This is a genomic window from Nocardia xishanensis NBRC 101358 (assembly GCF_001613365.1).
GTDB classification, from domain to species: domain Bacteria; phylum Actinomycetota; class Actinomycetes; order Mycobacteriales; family Mycobacteriaceae; genus Nocardia; species Nocardia xishanensis.
Genome location: NZ_BDCF01000029.1, coordinates 1 through 25,931, shown reverse-complemented (window position 1 = coordinate 25,931; position 25,931 = coordinate 1). Strand labels below are relative to the sequence as shown.

Here is a 25,931-nt window from a genome sequence, read left to right as displayed (position 1 = left end):
TCGCCGCGTCGCATCGGCCCGGCAGTGAGTTTCCTTTGCCGTAACTCTGGGCGAGCTGCGACGTGTGGTTTCGCGGCAGAGAAGGTTTCGCGTGGTTAACCGACGGTGAATGCTGCGTGCGTGCGGACCGGGTGAGTAGTGACGCGGCCCCGCATCGCGGCTACGTTGCGCGACATGTCAGCGATTCGTCAAGCGCAACAGGTCTTCGATGCGGGCGTACTGTCGTTGGGTTTGATGGTCGACGGCCAGCAGGCCACCAAGAACCTCGACTACGCCAAGGTGGCCTTCCGCCGGGCCACCGAGCTCGACCCGGATATGTGCGACGCGTGGCTGGGTCGCCTCGCCGCAGGCGATGCGTCCAACGAGGTTCTCCGGCAGTTGCACCGCACCTCGACCACCTCGCTGATGCGCGAACAGCGCCGCCTCGGGTTGCCGTCGCGCCAGCTGGCGGGCCGCTTCCAAATCGGGCAGTACATCGATTATCCGGTCGCCAGCCTCACCGAGATCTGGATCGCGCACGCCATGCGCCTGCTGGAGGACAAGCAGTTCGACGAGGCCGAGCAGGTGCTGGACGAACTGGACGTGCGCCGCGACAAGCTCACCGACGATCCGGACCGCGCACTAGACGACCGGGTGTGTGCCTATGCCCGCGGCGTGTTGTACTTCACCGCCCAGCTGTGGCCCGAGGTGATGACTGTCCTGGCCGGGTCGGCCGAATGGCAGGACCAGTACATGGCTGTCGGCGCGCACGTCATGGTCGGCACCGCGTGCGCGCACCTCGGCCTGTTCGGCGAGGCGACTCGCCGTCTCGAACAGGCCGAGCGCGGTCCGATCCCAGCGGCCCGCACGGCGGCGATGTTCTGCCGCGGCCTCGCGCTTCGCGAACAGGGGAACGAGGACGAGGCGCGGGCGCTGTTCGAGACGGTGTACAGCCAGGTGCCCGGCTTCGCCTCGAACGCGCGCGCCATGACCGATCCCACGTTCCGCATCGTGGTCACCACCCGCGAGCAGATCGAATCCCGTACCGACCGCTGGGATCCGGCGACCGCGCCGTCCTTGGACGCGGCCGCTGAACAGGAACACCAGGACCGGGCCGAGGAGATTCTGGCCGCGGCACGTGCGGAGCTGGACGCCCAAATCGGTCTGGAAGCGGTGAAGATTCAGGTCGCAAAGTTGCAGTCCTCGGCAACCATGGCCAAGATCCGCGCGGAGAAGGGCCTCAGCAGCATGCCGCGCGGGCAGCACCTGGCCTTCACCGGCCCGCCCGGAACCGGCAAGACCACCATCGCCCGCGTAGTCGCCAAGATCTATTGTGGGCTCGGATTGCTGAAGACCGACAAGGTGGTGGAGACCAAGCGCTCCGATTTCGTCGGCCAGCACCTGGGTTCCACCGCGATCAAATCCAATGCGCTGATCGATTCGGCCATGGACGGTGTGCTGTTCGTCGACGAGGCGTACACGCTGATCCAGCAGGGTCTTTCCGGTGGTGACGCGTTCGGTCGCGAAGCGGTGGACACGCTGCTCGCGCGCATGGAGAACGACCGTGACCGCCTGATAGTGATCATCGCCGGGTACGACGGCGAGATCGACCGCTTCCTGGCCAGCAACGACGGCCTCGCCTCCCGCTTCGCCAAACGCGTGAAATTCGACTCGTACTCACCCGACGAGCTCAGCGACATCGGCAAATTCATTGCCCGCAAACGCGATTCCTCGCTCTCGGACGAGGCGGTCGACATCCTGCGCGCTGCGTGCGCGCAGCTGTACGCCGCCGAGCGCACCGACCAGAGCGGTCTACCGCGCCGTGGTGTCGACATCGCGGGCAACGGCCGCTTCATCCGCAACGTCATCGAGAGCGCCGAAGAAGAACGCGAATACCGTCTCGCCATGGACGAATCACTCGACCCGCACTCCCTCGACGAAGAGACCCTGATGCGTATCGAAGCCGACGACATGCGCAAAGCCCTGGACATAGTCCTCGCCACCCTGACCTGACGATCGAACGTCCAAACGTCGGGTCGCGGGCGTCGACGCAGCATTGGCGCCAGCCACGTGTCGTTGTCCTGCGGGCCGTGGACGGGGTGGCGAGACCCCGTAAGCCAGGATCATCCGGATCGAATGATTCCCAGGAGTTGACTGATGCGTACTCGGATTCGACGGGGACTTCGTTTTTCGCCCCGGTGGCAGGGCGGCAAGCGGCGACTTGCCGCGTCGGCCGCGGCTGCGGTGGCCTTCGGCGTCATGTCAGTGGGTGCCCTCGCACAGCTCGCCGCCTTCGCCTCCGATTCCGCTGATTCCACGACCGCCGGGCCGGACGTCGTCCAGCTGGCCCTGAACACGCTGGTACGCGACGACGGCCTGCCCGCCGCGTTGGCGAGCGTCGGAGACCGGTACAGCCACTCGCGCACCTACACCGCGGGGGTCGGCGACCTGGCCAGCGGCGCGCGCGTGCCCAGGGACGGTCAGTTGCGGATCGGCAGCAACACCAAGACCTTCGTGGCGGTCGTCGTCCTGCAGCTCGTCGCGGAGCGGAAGGTGGATTTGAACGCCTCCGTCGAGGCCTACCTTCCCGGCCTCGTCCGAGGGGCGGGGATCGACGGGCGGCACGTCACCGTCCGCCAGCTCCTTCAACAGACCAGCGGGCTCCCCAACTACAGCAACCACCTCGGGGACGACGTCCGGTACTACGATCCGCACGAACTTCTTGCCATCGCCTTCCGGCACCCCGCCGAGTTCGCCCCTGGGACGAGCTGGAAGTACAGCAACACCAACTACGTGCTCGCCGGCCTACTCGTCGAGAAGGTCACCGGCCGCGCCCTCGCCGAGGAGATCGATCGGCGTATCGTCCGACGGGTTGGGTTGCGCCACACGTATTTCCCCGTCCCGGGTGAGGTGGGCATTCGGAAGTCCCACCCGCATGGCTACTACGGGGAATCCGCGGACGCGCCACCGCGCGACGTCACGGAGATCGATCCCTCCTGGGCTTGGGCCGCAGGTCAAATGGTCTCCACCGGCTCCGATCTCAACCACTTCTTCGGCGCGCTCCTGGCCGGTCGCCTCCTGCCGCTGGCCGAGCTCGCCCAGATGCGCACCACCGTCCCGGCCGAGGAGACATTCGGCCCCGGTGCCCGCTACGGGCTGGGGCTCGTCAGTCGGCCGCTGCCATGCGGCGGCCTTTCCTGGGGCCATGGCGGCAGCTTCCCGGGATACGAAACCCGGGGCGGCGCCACCGACGACGGCCGCGCCGCCAGCGTCGCGGTGACCATGCAGCTCACCGACGAGGCGAGCCGGAGGAATCTCGAACGCGCCGTGGACACCGCCCTGTGCCGCTGAACCGCCGCGGTCGTTCCGCAGAACTCGACCTTGCCCTCGTCTGTCTGCACTTGCGGAACTCAACGGCGGCAGCCGCTGCGCCACCGGTCATCGCCGACGCCCTCGAATTCAGCTCCGAACACACAACCCAGAAGTGCGGCCGCACCGGGTCGTTGGGGTCGTAAATCCGTACCTACCCCGATTGATCGGACCGAGCGGACACCAAGCTTCGCGACGGCTCCTCGCACACAGCCGCCCCGGCGCTCACCTGTCCGACCGGATCCGATCGCGGGCCCCGGGACGTGCGGTGATGGGCTTCGGCAGGCGCGCGGACGTTTTCGCACGCGATCGCTCGGTGTCGGTCTGCGTTAAGTGCCCCGTTATGTCGTGTTCACGGCGTATTTACGATGTCCGAATGCTTATTCACGACGCGCACCGCAGTTCGACCTCACCCCCGGAGCCAGCGGGAGTTGATCGACTCCGGGAGCGTCGATTTCGGCCGTTCGTGGTGTGGGGCGGCATTGCCGCCGCGGTGCTGGTGCTTGTCGCGGGTCAGCTCATGGCCGTTCACATCCACGCTCTCGGTCCATTGACCAGCCTCTTTCGCGACTACGCCGGGACACCCAAGTCGGCGACGACACCGTGGGCTGGCTTCCTGCTGGCACTGATCGGTGTCACCGTCCGGGTACGGGTGAGCGCCCTCGCCGCCGCGGTCGCCATCGATCTGATCTTCGTGGCGGTTCGGACACTCGACGGTCGGCCGTTCACCGTAGGCAACGGACCGACCATTGTGCTGACGGCGCTGGCGGTGATAGCCGCCCTACGGTGGAGCGGTGTGCGACGGCGGACGGCACTGCACACGATCGCGCTCGGAGCGCTGCTCATCCTCGCGACGAAGGTCGGCGAAATCTGGTTGGACATCACGGCCTGGTCCTGCCCGCAGGTCCTCGACCCGTATGTGGAGCTGGCCGATCGAGCGCTCGGCAATCCGTCCTGGGTCGTCGGGCATGCGCTCGACCTGGCCGGGCCGGTACCGCTGGGGCTGGTGCGCTGGGTGTACTTCGAGCTTCCGGTGGCGGCCATCGTCGTCGCCATCTGGCAGTTGCGCGGCGTGACCACGGGTTCGTGGCCGCGGCACCATTTGGTGCGCACTTTCTTGACACTCGGCCTCATCGGCCCGATTTTCTACGTGATCTTCCCGGTGGTGGGGCCGGTGCTCGCGTTCGGACCGCAGGGGCACGGCATGGAACTCGCCGACGTCTGGCCGAATCTCGTTCCGGCGCTTCCCGCCTCGGTCGAATCGATGCCCTTCGACGGCATCACACCGCGCAACTGTATGCCGTCGCTGCATACGGCGTGGGCGCTCGCGCTGTTCATCCACTCACGACGCGGGCCGGGCTGGTTGCGCTGGGGCGGTGCTTTCTGGCTGGTGTGCACTCTCATCGCGACGCTCGGCCTCGGGGCACACTACGGCGTCGACCTCGTGGCGGGCGCCGCACTGTGCCTGACGATCGAGTCCGCCCTGCGCGACCCCGACCGAGGCTGGGACCGTCCGCGTGTGCGGATGGTGGCGATGGGGATCGCCACGTTCGCGGGAGTGCTGCTGTGCATCCGATACTTCGCGATGCCGATGGCGACCTACCCGCTCCCCTTCGGCATCGCGATCGTCGGCATTCTCACCACACTGTCTGTCGTGTTCTACCGAACCTGGTTCGCTCCGCAACGTCCAGAAGTCGTTGCGCGCGAGGCCGACCAGGTCGAACTCGAGCGTCGCTGAAGCGAGCAGCCACTCGACCCCTGATCACCAGAACCACACCCGCGCTGAGCACCACAATTCGGCGCGTCTGCCGCTCCGACCGAGCCCGCCTCGGCGTCCATGCCCCGGTCCGTCTCGAGCTCCGGTGTCATGGTGGCATCCGCCGGCGACCGTGTGGACGTGAATACCGCTTCGGCCGAAAATCTTTCGGAGGGCCCGAGGTCGCCAGCCCGATAGTAAAACCCCTTCCGACTCCTAGAACCCAAGTAGTCGGAAGGGGTTTCTGTCGCTAATACCACTGCCCACAGAATCGCGTTACCGAGCGGCCAAGTGACGTCGGGCTGGATGACGGGTTCGGATCACCAGTTGTCGCCGGTATGAGCGACCCAGGTCAGATGGTGAAACACCGTGCGGCGCGGGCAATTCCAAGGCTCAGTAGCTCCGGTATCAGGGAATCCGGTGCCGTCGGGGAGTCCCGCCGCTATCCCGACTCCTCAAAAGGAAGGCGCGGCCAGCATTCGCGCCCGCCGGGTCAGTGTGATGCCGATACCATCCGCCGCCGCCCGAACCGCGGCGGCGTGGGCGACGGGTTGGAACCGGTGCGATGGGCCTGCCACGCTGATCGCGGCCACCACCTCGTCCGCGTCGCGAACCGGGGCGGCTACGCACACGAGACCGGGAGCCGATTCCTCGTATTCGTATCCCACGCCCTCGGCGGCGATGCGATCCAGTTGCTTGCGCAACGGGCCCGGCAGGATCGTTGTGCGCGGAGTGTAGCGGCTGAGCGGGCCTGCCAATACCTGGTCGCGCAGCGCCGGATCGGCGTGCGCGAGCAACACCTTGCCGATGGCGGTGCAGTGCACCGGCATACGCCCGCCGATGCGCGAGGGAGCGCTCGCTTGGCGTCGTCCGCCGATCTTCGTCAGGTAGACCACGTCCGTGCCGTCGAGAACGCCCAGATGCACGGTTTCGTGGATGCGCGCGTTCAGCTCCTCCAGGAAGGGGATGGCCACCTCGAGCAGACTTCGCTCGACCGACGCGCGCATGCCCAGTTCGAACAGGTATCCGCCGAGCCGGTAGCCGGCCTCCGTTCGGTCCAGCAACCGCACCACCACCATGTCGGCGAGGATACGGTGCGCCGTTCCCTTCGGAATGCCGGTCCGTCGCACGATCTCCGCCAGGGTCAGCGCGGTGTCGTCGATCGAGAACGACTCGAGCACCGCCATGATCTTGCCCAGGACGGTCGCACTGTCCACTGCGCGACCCGGCACCGCCGATGACACCGTCGACCTCCAACCACTCGGGCTTCCAGCCAACTCTATCGCTCGGCGTTCGACTCAGTGGAACGCGATGCTGGCCGACCGGACATCCCGGCGGCGACAGTGGGTGCCACTGCCAGTCCCATCCGAACGAATCCGAGAGCCCAGATGCCAACACCTTCCCGACTCGACCGACCCGCCGTGGACGCGGGTTCCGCCACGATCGCCGCGGCGAACCTGCTGAGCGCCGCTGCGCGCTCCGGCACCCCGTGCGCTCCGGTGCGGGATCTCATCGGGGCCGACGACGTGGCCGCCGCCTACGCGGTGCAGGAGCGGTTGACCGCCGAGCGCCTTGCGGCGGGCGCCACGATCGTTGGACGCAAGATCGGCTTGACTTCCCCGGCGGTACAGCGGCAGCTCGGTGTCGATCAGCCGGATTTCGGTGTGCTGTTCGACGACATGCGTTGTGAGCAGGACATTCCCGTGCCGCTGAGCAGGCTGCTGCAACCGAAGGTCGAAGCCGAGATCGCTTTCGTCCTGGCCGAGGACCTGGTCGACGGACCACTCGATGAGGAGCAGGTGCGCGGCGCGGTCGACTACGCCGTGGCCGCGCTCGAGATCGTCGACAGCCGCATCGCGGGCTGGGATATCGCCTTCGGTGACACCGTCGCCGACAATGCCTCCAGCGGCTTGTTCGTGCTCGGTACTCAGCGCCGCACTCTCGATGAGTTCGAGACTGTTTCGGCGCGGATGTGGATGTCGATCGACGGCGAGTGCGTGTCCACGGGGACCGGCGCCGCCTGCCTCGGTGATCCGTTGCTGGCGCTGGCGTGGCTGGCGCGTACCACTCGCGATTTCGGTCAGCCCCTGCGTGCGGGCCAGATAGTTCTGTCCGGAGCGCTCGGCCCGATGGCCGCGATCGAGGCACCCGGAACCGTCACCGCGGATATCACCGATCTCGGCTCGGTGACCGTGTCCTTCGTCCAGGAGTGAAATCAATGAACGACAACCCCGCGAAGATCGCAGTCGCGGTGATCGGGTCAGGCAATATCGGCACCGACCTGATGATCAAGGTGATCCGGCACTCGAACGTCCTGAAGATGGGGGCGATGGTCGGCATCGACCCCGACTCCGACGGCCTCGCCCGCGCGCGACGACTCGGAGTCCCGACCACGGCCGACGGTGTCGAGGGCCTGCTGAAGCTGCCGAACTTCGACGAGATCGATGTGGTGTTCGACGCGACCTCCGCCAAGGCCCACGCCGCCCACGCGGCGGTGCTCGAACCGCTGGGCAAATACCTGATCGACCTGACGCCTGCCGCGCTGGGCCCGTTCGTGGTGCCGGCGGTGAACCTGGACGAACATCGCGACTCCCGCAACGTCAACATGGTCACTTGCGGCGGGCAGGCGACCATCCCGATCGTCGCGGCGATCTCTCGGGTCGTGCCGGTCGCCTACGCCGAGATCGTCGCTTCCATCGCGTCGAAATCCGCCGGGCCCGGTACCCGCGCGAACATCGACGAGTTCACCGAGACCACCGCGCACGCGATCGAAACGGTCGGCGGAGCTCAGCGCGGCAAGGCCATCATCATCCTCAATCCCGCTGACCCGCCGCTGATCATGCGCGATACCGTGCTGTGCCTGATCACAGCGCCCGATTCCGGCACGCACCAGGCGATTCGCGAATCGGTGGAACAGATGGTCGCGCAGGTGGCCACCTACGTGCCCGGTTACCGCCTCAAGCAACGAGTTCAGATCAGCCCTGTTCCGCAGGATCAACCGGTGCGCACCCTGCTCGGCGCGGACACCGCGGCCGCGCCCACCCATCAGGTGACGGTCTTCCTCGAAGTAGAAGGAGCCGCCCACTATCTCCCGGCCTACGCGGGCAATCTCGACATCATGACCTCGGCGGCGGTGCGCTACGCCGAATCCATCGCCGACACGATCGCCGCCGCGCCGGCAGGACAGGAAGCGCTCCGATGACCACCCAGCTGTTCATCCAGGACGTCACACTCCGCGACGGCATGCACGCGGTGCGCCATCGCATCACGCCCGACGACGTCGGGCGGATCGTGGCCGCGCTCGACGCGGCGGGTGTCGACGGCATCGAGGTCGCCCACGGCGACGGTCTCGCCGGAGGCAGCTTGAACTACGGGCCGGGCAGCAACACCGACTGGGAATGGATCGAGGCCGCCGCCGCCAATCTCACGAACGCTCGCCTGACCACACTGCTGTTGCCCGGCATCGGCACCATCGCAGAACTGAGGCACGCCTACCGGCTCGGCGTCCGATCGGTGCGGGTGGCCACCCATTGCACCGAGGCGGATGTGTCGGCCCAGCACATCGCCACCGCGCGGGAACTCGGCATGGACGTCTCCGGATTCCTGATGATGTCGCACATGGCCGAACCGGCTCGCCTCGCCGAACAAGCCAAACTGATGGAATCGTATGGGGCGCAGTGCGTTTACGTCACCGATTCCGGCGGCCGGTTGACCATGAACGGTGTCCGCGACCGGGTCCGCGCCTACCGCGACGCGCTCGACCCGGGCACCGAGATCGGCATCCACGCGCACGAGAACCTCTCGCTGTCGGTGGCCAATTCCGTGGCGGCGGTCGAAGAAGGCGTCACCCGGGTCGACGCCTCGCTCGCCGGACACGGCGCGGGGGCGGGAAACTGCCCGATCGAACCTTTCGTCGCCGTCGCCGACCTCTCCGGCTGGAAGCACAACTGCGATCTGTTCGCCCTGCAAGACGCCGCCGACGACCTGGTGCGGCCGCTGCAGGATCGCCCGGTGCGCGTGGACCGCGAAACCCTCACGCTCGGGTACGCCGGGGTCTACTCGTCCTTCCTGCGCCATGCCGAAACGGCGGCGCAGCGGTACGGCATCGACGTGCGCACGATCCTGCTCGAGGTGGGACGCCGCGGGCTGGTCGGCGGTCAAGAGGATCTCATCGTCGACATAGCCCTGGACTTGCTCGCGGCTTTCGATGGGGCGAATGCCTGACGGAGGGCAGCGGCGGGCCTGTCGAAGAAGCCGAGCTGATCTGCTGACGGCGGTCCTGCCGTGCTGGGCTTTCCCGGCTGGTTGCAATTTCACGCTATGCTGAAATATGTTCAGCAGGTACTGAACGGCATCAGCGGCGATCACGCACGTTCGTGGAACGGGCAAGAGGGGGACATAGTGGCACGAGCCGGAAGGGGTCCGCGGGGGGAACGCGGCGCGCAGGCGGACCGCATCCTGACGGTGGCGCGAAAGTCCTTCGCCGAGCGGGGTTACAACGGGACCTCGTTGCGGTCGGTGGCTCAGGCCGCCGATGTGGATCCCACGCTGGTGAACTACTACTTCTCCAACAAGCCGGGACTTCTGAAGGCGGCGCTCGAGCCGCCGGAGGCCTTCGGTGCTGGCATCGCCGAGGCCGCCCGGGCGCCGCTGGAGGAGCGCGGGCGAGCCTTCGTCGAGGCGGCGCTGCGCATGTGGGACGACCCGGCCACCGCGGAGGTCCTGCGCTCGATCGTCCTCGCGGCAAGTCACGAGCCCTTCGCCATGGAGCGCCTCCGCGCCGTCTTCTCCGCGCTCGTACTGCAGGTCGTGTCGGCGAGCCTGCCCAGCGACGAGGCCGAGTTGCGCGCGGACCTGGTCTCCACGCAGATCGTGGGTCTGGCGATGACGCGTTATGTCTGGGCGCTCGACCGCATCGCCGATATTCCCTCGGAGCAGGTCATTCGACTGGTCGCGCCGACTGTGCAGCACTACCTCACGGGTCCCCTGGGCGGGGATATCGCGGGCAACGCCTGACGGGAAGGGAACTGGCCAGCGCGGACGGTGCCCGCCAGCCCCGTCCTCCAGCGCAGGCCGCTCGTCTCCAAAGCCTGCCGCCCCCTCCGATGAATCGCAGTTGGCCGCCCGGGCTTGCGCGACCTGATCGCCAAGCGCCTCCCCGCTCTCGGACGTCGGGCTTCCGCGTGGCAAACGCGTCCGGTTCGTACCCCCACGCGACTGCGGCGAAAGCGTGCCGCTGGACGAGGCTCCGTCCCAAGGCTCCCGCTGTACCGCCGAGCCGAACGTGGACCCTGTGTCGGCGAACTTCTGGCGACCGTCCGGTAGCCAGCGACCGCCCGGGCGACGCCCACCGGAACAACGTATTTTCACGGACAATAGAAATTACCCTTGCTCGCCGCGAGTCGGTGCGCGTACCGTGAGGCCAGTTAATTTCCGTACACGTGGAAATGAGAGTTACATGGCCCGATTCAAGGCCGCTGGAGTGGAGCCCGGTCAGCGCCGGCTCAACGGACCGCAGACGACCGGTCGTCAGTACCGCAATCTGTCCGCTGCCCTCTACGGGACGACCCGCCAGGACGATGTGCCCGTCCCGGTCCGCGACGGCATCCAGCTCCTGGCCGACGTTCATCGGCCCGACGCGGAGGGCAGGTTCCCGGCACTCATCGCCGCGGCCCCTTACCCTCGTCAGCTCCAGGACCTCGGCGCCCCCGCGGCCGTCATCGAGGCCGGGGCCAGCGACTTCTGGGTACCGCGCGGCTACGCCCATGTCATCGCCAACCTCCGCGGGACGGTCGGCTCGGGCGGCGACTACACCTTCTTCGACGAGAAGGAGCGCAAGGACCTGTTCGACTTGGTCGAGTGGACCGCCGCGCAGCCATGGTGCGACGGGAACGTCGGCATGATCGGGATCAGTTACTACGCCATGACTCAGTTGGCGGCAGCCACACAGCGCCCGCCACACCTCAAAGCCCTGTTCCCTTTCAACGTCACTGTCCAGGTCTGGGAAGCCGCCTACCACAACGGTCTGTTCAGCGAGTCCTTCATCACCCCCTGGATCCATTCGCTGGCGGTCCTGTCCGCGCACGGCGACCGCCTCTACCGCAGGGGCCTGTCTCGTCTGCTGCGCCGGTTCCTCGCCATCCCGGCCGTCCACCGGCGGTTCGACAAGATCGACGGCGTCCAGGCGAACCGCGGCCTGCGGCTGGTCAGCCGCTTCCGCCACGACCCCCAACCATGGAACGGCTTGCTCGAGGCAATAGCCATCGATCACCCCACCCGGGATGCCTGGTGGGACGACCGTGATTTGACCGATCTTCTCGCCGATGTCGACATACCCGTCTACCTCGGCGGCGAGTGGTCCAACGTCCCCCTCCACCTGCCCGGTCTCTTCAAAGCCGCGGACGCCCTGGCAGGCAACCCGCACGTGCGCATGGCCATGCTCGGGGAACACAGCCTGCCCTGGCCGTGGGAAAGCATGCACATCGAGGCGCTCGCCTGGTTCGACCACTGGCTCAAGGGACGGGACACCGGCATTCTCGAAGGTCCTGCCATCCGCTACTGGTTGCCGGGGGCCGAACAGTGGCGCACCGCCGACTCCTGGCCCCCGCCGGCCACGCACACAGCCCTCGTCCTGAGCGCCGACGGCTCCCTGACGACCGTCGAGCGACCGGGCGAGCGCAGCTACGCCACAGACGGCGCGAATTCGATGCCGCGACAGCTCATTTGGACCAGCGATCCGCTTCCCGACGACATCGACATGGTCGGTCACCCCGAACTACGGCTCATCGCGACCAGCAGCGCGACCGACACGGCATGGATCCTGCTCCTGCAAGACGTCGGCCCCGACGGCACGGCCGTCGACATCACCCAGGGCTGGCTGCGCGCAGGCATGCGCCGAGTCGACGAGGAGGCGAGCGAGACGGGGCGGCCCGTCCTCCCGATGCGGGCGCCGCTTCCTGTACCTCCTGGCGAGCCGGTCGACTACCGAATTCCGTTGGTCGCCAATGCCCGCCGGTTCAGGCGCGGGCACCGCATCCGGCTGATCCTCACCAGCGACGACAATCGCAAGGACTTCCAGCCCATGCTGCTGTTCAGTCACGCCCCCGTCGGCACAGCGGGCGTCAACACGGTGCACTCCAGCTCGCGCCTGCTTCTTCCGATCCTGGACGGCGAATGAACGCGGTGCCCTGCGGCCGCGGTCGCTCGGCGGTCCGCTCGTCTCGATCACCTTCTCGCTGAGCCCCTGGCCGGAAACCGGCGCGGCTTACCCCTGTTTCCTGCGGCGCCCGCACCCGGGCAAGACCGTCCCAATCTCTGAATGGAGTCCCCTGATGACCACTACATCCACCAACCAGGCCAGCCCCACCCTCCTCCGCTACGCGTACGCGGTCGGCGGCGCCGTCTTGGCCACGGCCCTGCTGTGGGTCGCGGCCCACGGTCTCGGCGTCGAACTTCTCGTCGATGCCCGCAATGGACAGCCTCCCCAGGTCGTCGGCTTGCCTCAGGTCGTCGGCAGCACGCTGGTCGTCTCCCTGCTCGCCTCGGTGACGCGGAAGTGGCTGAACCGGTTCGCCGATCGGGCCGCGACCATCTGGACCCGACTGACCCTCACCGTGTTGCTGGTGTCGCTTGCGCCCATGGCGTACGTCCAGGCATCCGGCAGTACCAAAGCCACGCTGGCCCTGATGCACTTGGCAGTCGCCGCCGTAGTCGTTCCGCTCCTGGCTTACGGAAGCGGCGATCGGTCCGGAACGCGGCAGCACACCGACAAGTGATAGCGCCGTTGGAAGTGCGATCCACTCTCCGATGCCCGAGCTGCCATCAGAGGTCCGCACGTGACCGCACCGTACGACCGAGGCAATGCGACGCAATGCCATGTCACAGTCCAATTCCCGGGTTGGCCGCCGATGCACTACCAGGCCGACTCCGTAGCAGCGCACACTTTCGCGAAGGCAATGTACGAAATGGGACGGGCCACAATTCGAATCGATCAGGATATGCGGAAAGCGTTGCAGCCCATGCCTTGTCAGCGGCTCTGGCGATGAGCGAACGCGACCGATGCCGCCGCGCCGAGCCTCCCGTCGATCATGCGCGACACCGTCTCACTGCCATTCGTAGGTGCCGTGACCGAGTGACAGGCGCACCGAGACGCTGCCCTCGTTGAGGCGCCACCGATGAACGACGAAGGTTCGCAGACCGGCCGTGACGAAGGGATCCGCCGAGGCAATGGCCGTTGCCTCGGCCTCGTCGGCGGCGCGTAACACCGTGACGCCCGATCCAGGGCCGACGCCGGGACCGCTGACGAGCGGGCCGGACAGGAAGACGAGATGACGTTCCTCGAGGCCGAGCAGCCAGGCGATATGCGCCGGGACGAGGGCGGCGATGTCCTCGGCGGTCGTCCCGTCCACCGGGGTCGAGATGGCCATCCAGTAGTCCCGGCCCAGGAGCCGCGAGAGATCTGGAGCGTCGTGCTCGGTAACGGGAGGCATGGAATTCATCCCAGAACTGTATGCAATTTGAGCTTGACGCGAAAGTGCATACACATTACCGTCGGAAGTAGCGAACCGGAGCGACGCCCTATGCGGACTCCTCGGTCGAGCCCTTCGAGGCGCAATTCATCGACCACCCCCATGACCCGGCCACCATCAATCGAAAGGAAGGTTCACCATGCCGATCGCTGAACTCGGTCATTTCGGAGTCTTTTGCAATGACCTGGAGACCAGTACCGCTTTCTACCGCGATGTTCTCGGATTGACCGTCACCGACGAAGATCTGAATCTCGGCATGCGGTTCTTCAGCGCCAGACCGGAATTCGAGCACCACGAGTTCCAGCTCGTCGAAGGCCGGACCGTCGCGCGCGCCGACGAGAACACCAAACTGATTCAGCAAGTCTCGTTCCGGGTCAACCATCTGACCGAACTGATCGAGTTCCACCGCAGGTTCATCGAGCACGATGTCGACTTCGACATGATCGTGACGCACGGCAACGCGTTCGGCATCTACTTCTTCGATCCCGAGGGCAACCGATGCGAGGTGTATTGGCAGACCGGGCTGCCCGCCCGCCAGCCATTCCTGGCGGCGATCGACCTCACCGAACCGATCGAGAAACTGCTGGCCGACAACGCGGCGCTGGTCGCTCGGTACGGGGAGACCGGCTATCTGCAGCCGGGGCTGGTGAAGAACCTCATCCCGGACGCGATCGACTCCTGACAGCCTGTTCGGCACGGTTCCACAGGAGAGGAAACCCATGATCACGCTGACCGACATCGCCTACGTGCGGTCGGGAGTCGCCGATCTCAGGACCGCCGTCGACTTCGCGACTCGCATCGTCGGTCTCGAGCTCGCCGGTGAGACCGAACCGGGCGTCGCGCATCTTCGCGCCGACGCCCGCCACCACTGTCTCGCTCTGGTCGAGGGGGTGTCGGGGGTCCTGGCCTCGGGGTTCACCGTCGCCGACTCGGCTGCGCTCGAGGCGGCCGAAACCGATCTGGAGCGGGCAGGTTTCGCGGTGCGGCGTGGGTCGAAGCAAGAGGCTCGATCGAGGCGCGTGGCCGAGTTCATCGGCTTCGACGACCCCTTCGGCAATCGCATCGAGCTGGTCAGTCAGCAGGAGACGATCACCCGCCCGGTCGCTTTCACGCGACCTGCCGGTATCACGGAGTTCGGGCATCTCTGCCTCGACGCCCCGGATGTGCACGAGGCCTACCGGTTCTGGAACGGGCATTTCAACGCCCGCGTATCGGATTGGATCGGCGACGCCGCGTGCCTGATGCGGATCGATCCCGTGCACCACAAGCTCGCCGTATTCCAGGGGGAGAGCGCTGGTCTGTGCCACATGAACTTTCAGGTCGAGTCCATCGACGACGTGTTCCGTTCCTGGCACTTCCTGCAAGAGCACGATGTCCGGATCGAAATGGGTCCTGGTCGCCACCCGCAGTCGACAGCGGTGTTCCTCTACTTTCTCGGCCCCGAGGGTTTCACCTACGAGTACTCGTACGGGGTGCGGCGCATAGAGGATGACGCGGCCTGGCGACCGCGAACGTTCGATCCGGACGAACCGGGCTCGATCGATATGTGGCTCGGCCCGGTCGCGCGGGTCTCGACGCAGCGTCCGGCCCCGAGGACCGAAATCCCTTCCACCCCAACGAGGAGCTAGCAAGTGACCGTCACCAGCGATCAGCTGACCGCATCGATCCGTGAGGTCGATGGGGTGCCCACCGCCGTCATCGACACCGGGCAGCCCAGCGGCGAGAGCGCGCAGCCGCCGCTGCTGCTCCTGCACGGATCCGGTCCCGGTGTCAGCGCCGCGGCCAACTGGCGTCCTGTGCTGCCGTCCCTGTCGCGGACCCGGCGTGTCATCGCCCCCGACCAGCTGGGCTTCGGTGGCACAGCCGCCGGAGAGCCGCGAACGTGGGGACGTCAGGCGTGGACCCGGCACGCGCTCGCGCTGATGGACGAACTCGGCATCGAAACCTTCGACATCATCGGCAACTCGATGGGCGGGGCGATCGCTCTTTCGCTCGCGGCCGAGCGCCCCCGGGCCGTTCGCCGCCTCGTCCTCATGGGCTCGATGGGTGTCGCGATGGCGCTCCCGCAAGGGCTCGACAAGGTCTGGAGCTATCGGCCGGGGATGGCGAACATGCGCGAGATCATCGGGCTGTTCGCCTACGATCGCGGGCTGATCACCGACCAGCTGGTCGAAATGCGTTATGGGGCAAGCGCCGAGCCCGCGGTCGCGAAATCCTGGGAAGCGATGTTTCCCGAACCGCGCCAACGCTGGGTCGACGACCTGGCCCTGTCCGGTGCAGAGCTGACCGGGGTGGCGCAGCCGACCCTCATGATCCACGGGCGCGACGACCGGGTCGTGCCGTGGCAGGAATCGTCGGGGGCGTTGCTGGAACTCCTGCCGGACGTCCGGCTGCACGTGCTGGGCAATTGCGGCCACTGGACCATGATCGAGAAGACCGCCGAGTTCCTCGGCGTGGTGGAACCGTTCCTGTCCGAGGCCTGACCTGGCCGAGCCGCGCGCCCGCCGCCGCGGCGAATTCGACGGCATGTCACTGGAAGAAAGAGAAGTTCCGATGTTCAGCACCATGCAGGACGAGCCGCTGTCGTTGGCCACGTTGCTGCGCTACGCCTCGACGTTCACCGGCGATTCCACCGTGTCCACCTGGACCGGCTCCGGTGTGCGGACCATGACCTACCGCGAGATGGGCGCCGAGGCGGCTCGACTGGCGAACGCGCTGCGCGGGTTCGGCATCGGCGTCGGCGACCGGGTCGGCACCTTCATGTGGAACAACAACGAGCACATGGTCGCCTACATCGCGGTGCCCGCCATGGGCGCGGTGCTGCACGCGCTCAACATTCGCCTGTTCCCCGAGCAGCTGGTCTACGTGGCCAACCACGCCGAGGACCAGGTCGTCATCGTCGACGGCAGCCTGGTGCCGATGTTCGCCCAGTACCTGCCGAACCTGAAGACGGTGCGCCACGTCATCGTCGCCAACGGTGACGCGTCCACGCTGCAGGCCCCCGAGGGCGTGCAGGTGCACTCCTACACCGAGCTGCTCGCCGCCCAGCCCGACACCTTCGACTTCCCGGTGATCGACGAACGCTCCGCCGCGGCAATGTGTTACACCTCCGGCACCACCGGCGACCCGAAGGGCGTGGTGTACTCGCACCGCTCCAACTGGCTGCACGCCATGCAGGTCGGCGCGAACAACGGGATGGGTCTGTTCGAAACCGACACCATCCTGGCCGTCGTGCCGCTGTTCCATGCGAATGCCTGGGGGCTTCCGTACGCGGCGTTGATGTCCGGCTCGAATCTGCTGATGCCCGACCGGTTCCTGCAGCCGGGTCCGCTGCTCGAGTGCATGGCCGCGCGGCAGCCGACCTTCGCCGCCGCGGTGCCGACGATCTGGGGTGGCGTGCTGGCGGGGCTGGCGGCGCATCCGCAGGACATCACGCATCTGCGCGCGGTCGTGGTAGGCGGTTCGGCGGTTCCGCCCTCGATGATGCGCACCTTCGAGGACGAGCACGGCGTGCGGGTGCTGCACGCGTGGGGCATGACGGAGACCTCGCCGCTCGGTAGCGTCGCGCATCCGCCCGCGACCGCGGTCACCGAGGAGGACAAGTGGGCCTACCGGGTGACGCAGGGGCGCTTCCCCGCCGGTGTGCAGGCCCGTCTGGTCGCGGACGAGGGCGGTGTTGTGGCCAACGACGGTGTGTCGCTGGGGGAGTTGGAAGTCCGCGGTCCGTGGATCACCGGCTCCTACTACTCGCCGGACGGCGGGGTCATCGACCCGGACAAGTTCGACGACGGCTGGCTGCGCACCGGCGACGTCGGCAAGATCAGCCCGAACGGCTACCTCACCCTGGTCGACCGCTCCAAGGACGTCATCAAGTCCGGCGGCGAATGGATTTCGTCGGTTGATCTGGAGAATGCCGTGATCGGCCACCCGTCCGTCGCCGAGGCCGCCGTCATCGGTGTGCCCGACGAGAAGTGGGACGAGCGCCCGCTGGTGGCTGTGGTGCTCGCCGAGGGCGCCGAGGCCAAGGCCGAGGAGCTGCGCGACTTCCTGGCCGACAAGTTCGCGAAATGGCAGTTGCCGGAACGCTGGACGTTCATCGCCGAGGTGCCCAAGACCAGCGTCGGCAAGTTCGACAAGAAGCGGCTGCGCAGCCAGTACGCCAACGGCGATATGGACGTCACCACGCTCGGCTGAGCACTGCTGACCCCCGCGTCACCACTTCACCATGGGCAGTGGTGATATGGGGTCGGTCCGCAAACGCCGCGCGGTCACGCGGCGCGGTCCGCACCGAGCTGTCGGTGCCATGGCGCCAGCCTGGCTTCGACCTGATCCCGAAGACTGTCGCTGCTCATGTCGCCGCGCCGTCAGTCCGCAACGCCGACCATCGCCAGTGCCAACGGCACGGCGGTCGGTTGGTAGTCGGGTGAGGTGTCGCTCAATACTTTGAGGGCGGTGTGGGCCAAGTGGCTGGCCATACGGGCTTGGGCGACGGCCTTGTTTCCCTCCTCCAGTGCGGACAGAATCTGCGCGTGCTCGCGATCACCGGCCTTGTGCCAGCTGTTCGGCTCGCCACCCTGGTAGATCCGGATGTACCGGACGCACCGGTCGGCCAGCTGACGTAACTGCTTCTGCATGGTGTCGCCCGCGCCGCAGGTGATCGTGCGATGGAATGCCGAATGGATGACGAACCAGCGCTCGGTCTCGCCTGCCTTCGCGGCCGCTCGCATGGCCGCCAGCTGCTCGGTCGCCTGCTGTCGCGCGTCGGCGTCGAAGTTGCCCACGGTCATTCCTACGGCCAGTGACTCGAGCACGACTCGGCTCGCATAGATTTCGTCGAGTTCACGCGGATCGAGTACGGAGACGCGGGTGCGTTGGTTCGGTTCGATCTGGACCAGGCCCTCCTCTTGCAGCATCCGCAGTACCTCGCGCAACGGCGTGCGGCTGACGCCGAGCTGCTCGGCCAGCGAAACTTGAGAGAGCTTGGTCCCAGGTCGCAGCGTGCCGTCGAGAATCCGCTCGCGCAGATAGGCGTGGACGTGCGGGATCGCCTGACGTGCCTCGGGGAGCTCCACTTTGGTGATGTGCGGGACCAGCACTTTGCGACTCATGGCCCAAGCCTAAGCGATGTGTATACATATTCCTTCTCTTTCCCGTGACCGTCCAGTAAACTGCATACAGTATTGCGGAGTAGCGGCTTCGAAGCCGTCCCCTTCCCGCCCCGAAAACCCGTGAGGACGTGATGAACGTGAGAACAATCGGGGTCATCGGCCTGGGCAAAATGGGCCTGCCGATCGCTGAGAACTTGCTCGACCGCGGCTTCGACGTCGTCGGGTACCGGCGCAGCATCGAGTGTCCCGAGCTCGAGGCCGCCGGTGGCGCCATCGCGTCGTCGCCGGCGGACCTGGCCGCCTCGTGCGAAGTCATCGTGTCGATCCTGCCGACCGCCGAGACCGTCGAGCACGTCATCTGTGGGCCCGAGGGCACGCTGTCGACGATGCGCCCCGGGGCGGTCCACCTCGAGATGAGCACGATCCCGGTCGCGAGCAAGCTCGGACTGATGCGTCAGCTCGAGCATGTCGGGGCCACCATGCTCGACTGCCCGATCAGCGGTAGTCCGGGAATGGTCGGGTCTCGTATGGCCACCGTCTTCGCCTCCGGGGCGGCGGAGGCGATCGATCGAGTGGCCGATGTCCTGGACGCCATCTCGGGCCCGTGGGTCAGAACCGGTGACTTCGGCAGCGGCACCCATCTGAAGTACATCTCGTCCATGCTGGTGGCCACCCATACGGTCGCGGCGGCGGAAGCGATCGTGCTGGCCCGCCGCAACAACTTGGACCTGGACATGGTCCAGCGCACCCTCGAGACGTCTATCGCGGGCTCGGCGCTGTTCGCCCAGCGAGGGCCCATCATGGCGCACCGCTCATGGCTGCCCGCCCCTGGGCCCATCGCGACGTTGCACGAGATCCTCGACCAGATCGAGGTGCACCTGCACGATCTCGGCGAGCGCAGGCCGGTGTTCGAGGCGGCCAAAGCGGTGTTCGACCAAGCCTTGGCCGATGGCTGGGGCGAACTCGATATAGCCAGCGTGCACGACCAGATTTCCAGCGAAAACGCTCTCACACAGAGGAGTCAGTAAATGATCTATGTCACCCACCGCCTGCCGGTCAACGAGCCGGGCGAGCCGACTCTCGATCGGGCCGCCGTGTGGCGGGGACTGGTCATGAAGGCCAACAACGCGCTGCCCTTCGTGCCGACCATGACGCACTGCGAGGTCACCGCTCGCCTCGACAGCGAGACTTTCGAGCGCGAGATGGACTTGTTCGGTGACCGCTACTTGGAGCGGGTGACCCTGCAGCCTCAGCGGCGGGTGGTGTTCACGCGCCTGTCGGGTCCGGTCCTCGGCACGATCGCCAACGACATCGAGGAGGAGGCGGGGGAGTTGTTCCTCCGGTTCAGCTTCGCGCTTGTGCTCGATGGCGCCCAGAGCGGTTCCCCCGAGGAGTCGGCGTACGCCGAGGAGACCACGACCCAGTACGTAGCGGCCGTCGGCGCCACGCTCGGCGCCATGCGTCGCGTCGTGCGCGGAGAAGCGCACATCACTGTGCCCGCGACCTGACGTCCCGTCGATCGAACTTCGCCGCCAGGCGGGCCCGGCTCACCGAGCCGGGCCCGCCTGTCCCGCTTTACGCAGCAGGTGCGCTGCCAGCCGGGGCAGCAACTCCGGCTTGACGGCCTGCCAAGCGCGGATCTCCTCCGCCGACAGGGGCGCGGCGGGTTCGCCCCCCATCTGGAGCCAGACGGTGCACGCTGCCGACAGCACCGACATCGTGGCCACCGCCGTGGCCGGGTCGCTGCCCATCGTGATCGCGCCGTTGCCACGCAGAATCATCGCGTCCGCCGATCCCATCGCCTCGGCGAGCCCGCGGCCTCGGTCGGCCTCGCGGACCAGCAGCGCGGACGGATACACCGGAATGGAGTCGCCGAGCCAGCACGCCTGACCATGCGTCGGGGAGAAGCGGTCGGTGCGCATGCCGACGGCCAGTGATGCCGCGGGCTGCGCACGCGCGATCGCTCCGGTCGCTGGGTAGCGCTGGTAGAGCGCCAGATGGGCCCATGCCTCGGCCGGGCACCCGGATGGCAATGCCGCGGCGGTCAACGGGACGCGGAGGCAGTTCGAAGCCGTGACGGTCGCCAAATCGGCCGCAGGGGTGATGACCATGTGGTCGGCGTCTCTGGCGGACACGTGCCCGAACGCGTCGACGAGCCCCAGCGCGGCCAAGGCTCGCGCGGCGTCGGCAACTTGGATTTCGAGGGTCTGGGTGGTGGGGGAGCGCACAAGAGCTAACTGTATGCACCCAGGAATGGTGGCACCACGCTGGAAGCGAATTCGGTAACGCCTGCCGAGGACTCGTTCCGCTAGCTGAAATCCGCGGGCATCCACCGTGACCGGCATCACTATCGAGAGTCAAGGTGTATGTACTTTGTTCGAAAGGATGCACCATGACCAACGCTTTGACCGCCACAGCATTGCGGGCGGTCGACGCCCTCGACGCCAGGGGCTTCGCCGAGCTTTTCGCGCCCGGCGGCAAGATCACCTTCGGCAATGTGCCCACTCTCGAAGGCCGCGATGCGGTCGAGGCGGGCTGCGCCGGCTTTCTTCGCCACGATCGATGGGATGCGGCACGACATCGTCAACGAGTGGGTCGTGGGCACGGACACGATCGTCGAGCTCACCGTCACGTACACGCGTAAGGATGGCCGGAGGGTCGCGATCCCGGTGGCGTCGATCTGGACCGTCGGTGACAGCGGCCTGATCGACGAATACCGGGTCTTCTTCGACTTGGCGCCGGTCTTCGCATAACCGCGCCCAACGCGACAGGACGCGTCGCACGCACAGAACCCTGTGGAGGCGGGTGACGAAGGTTCTCCGGGATTGCGCGGACAAACCCACTCCGCCGCCGAGCGTGCTCATCGAGCACGACCATGGATGACTATGTTCGTCGATTGGCCGACGGCCCAACGTGCCGAGCAGTTCGCACAGTTCGCGGGGGCTGTCGCACCAGCGGTGCGGTCGGCACCGGGCCGACCGGAGTGAAACCCGCTGTCAGGCGAGGTTATTCGCGATAGCGGTCGCGGTCACCCTGGCGTCGGGCACGAGATCGACGAGGTGTCTGCGGCTCGAATTCACCGACGGGCACGCCACCACGACCGCGGCGACGACCTTGCCCGACCGGGTGATGACCGGGACGCCGACGGCGTTCACGCACTGCTCGTTTTCCTCGAGGCTCAGGGCATAACCCGTCCGGCGGACGACGCCGAGCTCGCGACGTAGCGTGACGAGATCACGCACCGAGCCATCACGAAGGCGGACATGGCGGTTGGGGTAGAGCGCGACCAGTTCGGTGTCCGGAAGCTGGGCAAGGAGTACCTTGCCACCCGATGTGGTGTGCGCGGGGAGCAGGAGCCCGACGCGACTGCCGACTCGCAGCGCGCGGTCGCTCTGCACGCCATCGATGAAACGGCAGCCGTTGCCCTGCAACGTCACCAGAAAAGTTGTGTTGCCTACCTTGCGCGCCAGCGCCGCCAGATGGGGATGGGCCAGGACGCCCAGGTCGTGCGGCGGCTCGGCGCCCGACGGCAACTGTGCCAGCCGAGGTCCAGGGAGGTAGGCGCGTTTCCGGTCCTGTTCGGCGAATTCGTGTCGCTTGAGGGTGGTTAACAGCCGGTGTGCGGTCGGCGGCGTCACCGACAGCAGCTCGGCGGCGTCGGCCACGCGCAACCGGCCGTGCTCGCGGAGTGCGATGAGGAGCGTGAGGACGTTCTCGGCCGAGGAGACCGACTCGTGCGACGGCATCGCCGCCGTGGTCATGAGGCCACCATTCTGTTCTCCAGTCGGCCGATGCCGTCGATCTCGGTGACGACCAGGTCGCCGACGTGCAGAAAGGTCTTGTGCGGCATGCCGACCCCGGCCGGCGTTCCGGTCAGGACGACGTCACCCGGCTCGAGTGTCAGAACGCGGCTCGCGGCGGCGATCAGCCGCGGCACCGTGATCACCATGTCGGCGGTGGATGCCTCCTGTTTGATCTCCCCGTTGACGGCGAGCCGGAGTGTGAGGTCGTGCGGGTCGCCGATTTGCCAGCTGGGGACGATTCCAGGCCCCAAGGGGCACGAGCCGTCGAATGCCTTGTGCTGGAACCAGTCCCAGCCGAATGGCGGGAGGACCGCATCCCTTCTCGGGAACCGTCCGCGCGCGGACAGGTCGTTGGCGACGGTGTAGCCCGCGACGTGCTCGAGGGCCGTTCGCTCATCGATATCGCGGCCGCCCTTGCCGATCACGACGGCCAGCTCGGCTTCCCAGTCCACGTCCGCGGCATCCGGCAGCCGCACGTCGTCGTGCGCACCCACCACCGTCGTTGTCGGTGGCTTGAGGAAGAAGAACGGCTCGCCGTCGGGGTCAGGGCGCTGGGTGCCCATCTCCTCCGCGTGTCCGTAGTAGTTCGCCCCGGCGCAGATGATTTTTCGGGGATAGGTGAGGGGAGCGACCAGCTGGGCGTCCGGCGCGACCTCGAGTGCCGAGAGCTGGAGGTTCCGAAGGAGTGGCGTGAACTCGGCCCATCGGTCGAAGACTTCCAGGAGGGTGCGACCGGACAGCGACCGCGGCGCTCGGCTGACCTTGCCGTCCGCGAGCACGCCGATGCTGGGCTCGGCTCGGTTGTTCTCGACGAACTGGACAAGACACCAACGCTGCGACATGAAAACCCCTTGTGAATAGGTGAGCTCCCTAAAGTGCACACACTTTCGCGATGGTTGTCAAGCTTGCTCGCTCGGCAGGCCGGGTGTTCCGGAGGGCGAAATTTCCTGGGCACGCCGACTCGTGCCGCCGACCGCTTTCCGGCCCCGGCAAGGATGTGGTCGCGAAGCTATCGAGCTCGGTAAGCGTCCGTCGCGACCTGGAGGAACGAAGTGATCAGGGGATTGGTGTCGCCTTGGTTCCAGGCGGCCACCACGGGACTCGGCGGCATGTCCGTCAGCGGGACGACGGCGAGATCCGCAGGCAGATCGTGTCCGAGCGGCGTCATCCCGACGGTGCCGTTCCAGAGCACGGCCTGCCGGCATTCCTGAACGCCACGAACCACCGGTCCCTCGCGAGGTTCGCCGCCGTTCCAGTACGACTGCCAGATCGTGTCGGTGCCCTCCGGGAACCGGAACCAGCGGCGATCGGCCAAATCGGCCAGCGTCAGATGCTCACGGCGTACCAGCAGATCGTCGGCGCGCAGCACCGCGCCGACGGGGTCGGTGCGTAACACGTGCACCGACAGCCCGGTCGTGTCGAACGGCCCGCGGGTCATCGCGACGTCGACCAATCCCGCGCGCAGCCCGCAGGTCGGATCGGTCAGGTCGGCCTCGCGAATCCGAATCTCCACCTCTGGGTGCTGCCGCCGATAGGCAGCGGCCATTCGCAACGCGTCCGGGTCGGTCCCGGTATCCAGGAGTCCGATCGTGATGGTCGAGGTACCGGTCGCCGCGCTCACGCGCACACGGATTTGCTCGGACTGCTCGAGCAGGCGGCGGGCTTCGTCGAGCAGCACCGTGCCCGCCGCGGTCAGCGACACGCCCGCGGGGGAGCGGTGCAGCAGCGCGGCACCGAGGTCGGACTCCAACAGCCTGATCGCCCGGCTCAACGGCGGCTGGCTCATGTGCAGGCGGGCAGCGGCCCGGCCGAAGTGGAGTTCCTCGGCGACGGCCACGAAATAGCGCAGCGTTCGTAGCTCCATCACCGGCGACGATACCGTCGCGGTATCGGCGGTGCACGACTGGTCTTGGACCGCGCGACGAACCCGATGATGCACTGGCAGCGAGTCATTCGCGTGGCGCCCCACCGGCCCGATCGGTGCGGCGCACCGTATTCCCACCGTGCAGAGGAGCCGACATCATGGCCGACTACCCGTTCCCCGACCCCCTGGTCGAGACTGCGAACGTCGAGGAGGCCGCACGCGACCTCGTGGTGATCGAGAACCGGAACGTGGATCTCGTCCCGAACATTGGGGTGATCGGCGGGAGCCACTCGGTCCTTGTCGTCGATACCGGTCTGGGGCCACGCAACGCCGAAAAGGTACTGAACTTCGCGTCGGAGTACGCCCGCGGTCGTCGCCTGTACTTGACCACGACCCACTTCCACCCCGAGCACGCTTTCGGCGCGCACACCTTCACCGGAGCGGCGACCTACCTCGTCAACACGGCGCAGGCCGAGGACCTCGCCACCAAGGGCGAGGGGTATCTGGCCATGTTCACCCAGCTCGGCGAACCGGTAGCCCGCGAACTGGACAGCACCCGAATCCCCCTCCCTGACTTCATCTATGACGGTGACTACGAACTCGATCTGGGCGGCCGGACCGTGTTGTTGCAGCCCACCGGCCGCGCCCACAGCAAAGGCGACCAGGTGGTCACCGTCCCCGACGTGGACGTGATGTTCACCGGCGACCTGGCCGAAGCCGGCCAATTCGCGATCTTCCCGTGGTTCCCGCCGCACGACACCGACGTCTCCGGCATCCGGTGGATCGAGGTCGTGAAACGGCTGGCGGAGCAGCGTCCTCGCGTCGTGGTCCCCGGCCACGGCGATGTCGGTGGCGCGCGTCTGCTGGCCGACGTCCGTGACTATCTCACCGAACTGCGCGACGAGACCTGGGTGCGCCGGGACTCGGCCGTGGCCGAAGAGACTGTCGCCGAAGAGGTTCGAGCGCTGATGATCGAACGACACCCCGAGTGGCGGCTGCCCGAATGGATCGAGCGAGGCGTGAGCTGCCTGTGCGCGGAACACCCCGCGGAGGTGGCATGACGCCGTGCCGCGTGCCGGGGTCGTCCGGAGAGCGACCACCGGCACGCGATCGGTCTCAGAATGCCGCTTCGTCGAGTTCCATGATCGATGCGTCGATCTCGGACAGGACGGCCCAGTCGGCGCTCAGCTGCGGCAGTGCGGTCTTGGCGAAGAAGGTCGCGACCGCCAGTTTGCCTTCGTAGAAGGCGCGATCCGCCTCCTTCACGCCGGAATCCAATGCGGTATAGGCGATTTCGGCGGCGGCGATGAGACGCCACGCGATGAGCAGATCGCCGACCGCGAGCAGCAAGCGCACCGAGCCCAAGCCGACCTTGTACAGCTCGGCGGGATTCTCCTGTGCGGCCACGAGGTGGCCGGTCAGCCTGCCCACCATGTCCTGCACGTCCTCCAGCGCGGTGGCGAGCAGTATCTTCTCGGCCTTGAGGCGGCCGTTGCCGGTGTCGGAATCGGCGGTCTCCCGGAT

General features: G+C 67.0%; 25 protein-coding genes and 1 pseudogene. 18 read left to right on the top strand and 8 right to left on the bottom strand.

Translation table 11 applies throughout. The features are described 5' to 3' along the window. Nucleotides 1-174 precede the first annotated feature (174 nt). The 3 genes from eccA to NX1_RS21815 all read left to right on the top strand — a co-directional run bounded on the left by eccA (nt 175) and on the right by NX1_RS21815 (nt 5,086). A complete protein-coding gene (gene eccA, locus NX1_RS21825; RefSeq protein ID WP_068062714.1) occupies nt 175-1,992 on the top strand; it encodes a type VII secretion AAA-ATPase EccA in 1,818 nt (605 codons plus the stop codon). 246 nt (nt 1,993-2,238) lie between these two features. After that, complete coding sequence (locus NX1_RS21820) at nt 2,239-3,330, top strand: serine hydrolase domain-containing protein (protein WP_218024166.1); 1,092 nt, start codon at nt 2,239-2,241, stop codon at nt 3,328-3,330. A gap of 394 nt (nt 3,331-3,724) precedes the next feature. Beyond that, nucleotides 3,725-5,086: a phosphatase PAP2 family protein gene (locus tag NX1_RS21815; RefSeq protein ID WP_068062610.1), complete on the top strand. Its 1,362-nt coding sequence runs from the start codon at nt 3,725-3,727 to the stop codon at nt 5,084-5,086. A 473-nt stretch (nt 5,087-5,559) separates the two neighbouring features. Here NX1_RS21815 and NX1_RS21810 read toward each other — a convergent pair whose 3' ends face one another. Further along, entirely contained in the window at nt 5,560-6,291 is a 732-nt protein-coding gene (locus tag NX1_RS21810) for an IclR family transcriptional regulator (protein ID WP_068062712.1), read from the bottom strand. 201 nt (nt 6,292-6,492) lie between these two features. Between NX1_RS21810 and NX1_RS21805 the strand changes: the two genes are divergently transcribed. The 6 genes from NX1_RS21805 (at nt 6,493) to NX1_RS21780 (ending at nt 12,879) form a co-directional block, all read left to right on the top strand. Continuing rightward, a complete protein-coding gene (locus NX1_RS21805) occupies nt 6,493-7,317 on the top strand; it encodes a 2-keto-4-pentenoate hydratase (protein ID WP_068062607.1) in 825 nt (274 codons plus the stop codon). A 5-nt stretch (nt 7,318-7,322) separates the two neighbouring features. Next, nucleotides 7,323-8,306: an acetaldehyde dehydrogenase (acetylating) gene (locus tag NX1_RS21800; protein WP_068062605.1), complete on the top strand. Its 984-nt coding sequence runs from the start codon at nt 7,323-7,325 to the stop codon at nt 8,304-8,306. Further along, nucleotides 8,303-9,328 carry a 4-hydroxy-2-oxovalerate aldolase gene (gene dmpG / locus NX1_RS21795; RefSeq protein ID WP_068062602.1) on the top strand — a complete coding sequence of 342 codons (1,026 nt, stop codon included), beginning with the start codon at nt 8,303-8,305 and terminating at the stop codon, nt 9,326-9,328. The genes NX1_RS21800 and dmpG overlap by 4 nt, the downstream gene beginning before the upstream one ends. Nucleotides 9,329-9,424: 96 nt before the next feature. Then, on the top strand, nt 9,425-10,120 hold the full coding sequence (locus NX1_RS21790) for a TetR/AcrR family transcriptional regulator (protein ID WP_157119933.1): 696 nt from the start codon (nt 9,425-9,427) through the stop codon (nt 10,118-10,120). Between the two features lie 442 nt (nt 10,121-10,562). Then, on the top strand, nt 10,563-12,281 hold the full coding sequence (locus tag NX1_RS21785; protein WP_068062599.1) for a CocE/NonD family hydrolase: 1,719 nt from the start codon (nt 10,563-10,565) through the stop codon (nt 12,279-12,281). A gap of 154 nt (nt 12,282-12,435) precedes the next feature. Next, entirely contained in the window at nt 12,436-12,879 is a 444-nt protein-coding gene (locus tag NX1_RS21780; protein ID WP_068062597.1) for a DUF6069 family protein, read from the top strand. Nucleotides 12,880-13,206: 327 nt separating this feature from the next. Here the strand turns inward: NX1_RS21780 and NX1_RS21775 are convergent, their stop codons facing one another. After that, nucleotides 13,207-13,602 carry a YciI family protein gene (locus NX1_RS21775; RefSeq protein ID WP_084501649.1) on the bottom strand — a complete coding sequence of 132 codons (396 nt, stop codon included), beginning with the start codon at nt 13,600-13,602 and terminating at the stop codon, nt 13,207-13,209. 169 nt (nt 13,603-13,771) lie between these two features. Here NX1_RS21775 and NX1_RS21770 point away from each other — a divergent pair, with 169 nt between their 5' ends. The 4 genes from NX1_RS21770 (at nt 13,772) to NX1_RS21755 (ending at nt 17,826) form a co-directional block, all read left to right on the top strand. Continuing rightward, the gene (locus NX1_RS21770; RefSeq protein ID WP_068062594.1) at nt 13,772-14,314 is read left to right on the top strand and encodes a VOC family protein; all 543 of its coding nucleotides are present in this window, start codon (nt 13,772-13,774) and stop codon (nt 14,312-14,314) included. 37 nt (nt 14,315-14,351) lie between these two features. Further along, a complete protein-coding gene (locus tag NX1_RS21765) occupies nt 14,352-15,260 on the top strand; it encodes a VOC family protein (RefSeq protein WP_068062591.1) in 909 nt (302 codons plus the stop codon). A 3-nt stretch (nt 15,261-15,263) separates the two neighbouring features. Further along, nucleotides 15,264-16,115, top strand: a complete 852-nt coding sequence (locus NX1_RS21760; RefSeq protein ID WP_068062588.1) for an alpha/beta fold hydrolase — start codon at nt 15,264-15,266, stop codon at nt 16,113-16,115. 70 nt (nt 16,116-16,185) lie between these two features. Further along, nucleotides 16,186-17,826 carry a long-chain fatty acid--CoA ligase gene (locus NX1_RS21755; protein WP_068062585.1) on the top strand — a complete coding sequence of 547 codons (1,641 nt, stop codon included), beginning with the start codon at nt 16,186-16,188 and terminating at the stop codon, nt 17,824-17,826. Nucleotides 17,827-17,996: 170 nt separating this feature from the next. Here NX1_RS21755 and NX1_RS21750 read toward each other — a convergent pair whose 3' ends face one another. After that, complete coding sequence (locus NX1_RS21750; protein WP_068062582.1) at nt 17,997-18,740, bottom strand: GntR family transcriptional regulator; 744 nt, start codon at nt 18,738-18,740, stop codon at nt 17,997-17,999. A 137-nt stretch (nt 18,741-18,877) separates the two neighbouring features. Here NX1_RS21750 and NX1_RS21745 point away from each other — a divergent pair, with 137 nt between their 5' ends. Next, on the top strand, nt 18,878-19,768 hold the full coding sequence (locus NX1_RS21745) for an NAD(P)-dependent oxidoreductase (RefSeq protein WP_169812269.1): 891 nt from the start codon (nt 18,878-18,880) through the stop codon (nt 19,766-19,768). After that, nucleotides 19,769-20,248 (top strand): SRPBCC family protein, encoded by a 480-nt coding sequence (locus NX1_RS21740; RefSeq protein ID WP_068062577.1) that lies wholly within the window; start codon nt 19,769-19,771, stop codon nt 20,246-20,248. Nucleotides 20,249-20,287: 39 nt separating this feature from the next. Here NX1_RS21740 and NX1_RS21735 read toward each other — a convergent pair whose 3' ends face one another. Further along, entirely contained in the window at nt 20,288-20,968 is a 681-nt protein-coding gene (locus NX1_RS21735) for a class II aldolase/adducin family protein (protein ID WP_068062574.1), read from the bottom strand. Nucleotides 20,969-21,132: 164 nt separating this feature from the next. On the opposite strand from NX1_RS21735, the pseudogene NX1_RS38725 reads away from it, so the two are divergent. Together NX1_RS38725 and NX1_RS36455 are read left to right on the top strand one after the other, a co-directional pair. Next, nucleotides 21,133-21,264: pseudogene (locus NX1_RS38725) on the top strand (nuclear transport factor 2 family protein); the annotation flags it as partial. After that, nucleotides 21,236-21,493: a nuclear transport factor 2 family protein gene (locus NX1_RS36455; protein ID WP_373864903.1), complete on the top strand. Its 258-nt coding sequence runs from the start codon at nt 21,236-21,238 to the stop codon at nt 21,491-21,493. The pseudogene NX1_RS38725 and the gene NX1_RS36455, both read left to right, overlap by 29 nt. 243 nt (nt 21,494-21,736) lie before the next feature. On the opposite strand, the gene NX1_RS21725 is transcribed toward NX1_RS36455, so the two are convergent. From NX1_RS21725 to NX1_RS21715, 3 genes are all read right to left on the bottom strand, one after another. After that, on the bottom strand, nt 21,737-22,501 hold the full coding sequence (locus NX1_RS21725) for an IclR family transcriptional regulator (RefSeq protein ID WP_218024165.1): 765 nt from the start codon (nt 22,499-22,501) through the stop codon (nt 21,737-21,739). Then, complete coding sequence (locus tag NX1_RS21720) at nt 22,498-23,385, bottom strand: fumarylacetoacetate hydrolase family protein (RefSeq protein WP_068062568.1); 888 nt, start codon at nt 23,383-23,385, stop codon at nt 22,498-22,500. Before NX1_RS21720 ends, NX1_RS21725 begins: the two co-directional genes overlap by 4 nt. Nucleotides 23,386-23,552: 167 nt before the next feature. After that, a complete protein-coding gene (locus tag NX1_RS21715) occupies nt 23,553-24,407 on the bottom strand; it encodes a LysR family transcriptional regulator (protein WP_068062565.1) in 855 nt (284 codons plus the stop codon). Nucleotides 24,408-24,565: 158 nt separating this feature from the next. On the opposite strand from NX1_RS21715, the gene NX1_RS21710 reads away from it, so the two are divergent. After that, the gene (locus tag NX1_RS21710) at nt 24,566-25,468 is read left to right on the top strand and encodes an MBL fold metallo-hydrolase (RefSeq protein ID WP_068062562.1); all 903 of its coding nucleotides are present in this window, start codon (nt 24,566-24,568) and stop codon (nt 25,466-25,468) included. Nucleotides 25,469-25,523: 55 nt separating this feature from the next. On the opposite strand, the gene NX1_RS21705 is transcribed toward NX1_RS21710, so the two are convergent. Then, nucleotides 25,524-25,931: acyl-CoA dehydrogenase C-terminal domain-containing protein (locus tag NX1_RS21705; RefSeq protein ID WP_169812268.1), on the bottom strand; the 408-nt coding region annotated here is incomplete at its 5' end.